Annotated in this window: 1 pseudogene; it reads left to right on the top strand. The window is 55.4% G+C overall.

Annotation, left to right across the window (positions count from 1 at the left end):
- Positions 1-84: 84 nt before the first annotated feature.
- Positions 85-561, top strand: a pseudogene (locus HT737_RS12135) (DNA-directed RNA polymerase subunit alpha); the annotation flags it as partial.

The raw sequence follows: 561 nt of genomic DNA, 5'->3' as shown, positions 1-561 counted from the left end.
CTCGCAGTGATCTGTCCGCCGACATCAACGAAAGCCTGATTGTCGAGCTCTACTCCAAGTAAGGGCTAGAAAATAGGTGCATCCATGCAGATTTCGGTAAATGAGTTCCTGACACCCCGCCACATTGATGTGCAGGTTGTCAGTCCAACCCGCGCCAAGATCACTCTCGAGCCTCTCGAGCGTGGTTTTGGCCACACCCTGGGCAACGCGCTGCGCCGCATCCTGTTGTCCTCAATGCCCGGCTGCGCAGTAGTCGAGGCCGAGATTGACGGTGTGCTCCACGAGTACAGCGCCATCGAAGGTGTACAGGAAGACGTAATTGAAATCCTGTTGAACCTTAAAGGTCTGGCCATCAAGCTGCACGGTCGTGACGAAGTTACGCTGACCTTGTCGAAGAAGGGTTCGGGGGTGGTTACCGCTGCCGATATTCAGCTGGATCATGATGTCGAGATCGTTAACCCCGATCACGTAATCGCTAACCTGGCGTCTAACGGCGCCCTGAACATGAAGCTCACCGTAGCTCGTGGTCGTGGTTATGAACCAGCCGACTCGCGTCAGAGC

Source organism: Pseudomonas sp. MD195_PC81_125, from assembly GCF_014060985.1.
Taxonomy (GTDB): domain Bacteria; phylum Pseudomonadota; class Gammaproteobacteria; order Pseudomonadales; family Pseudomonadaceae; genus Aquipseudomonas; species Aquipseudomonas parakoreensis.
The sequence above is the reverse complement of the archived record's forward strand: the minus strand, read 5'-3'. Positions and strand labels throughout refer to the sequence as shown.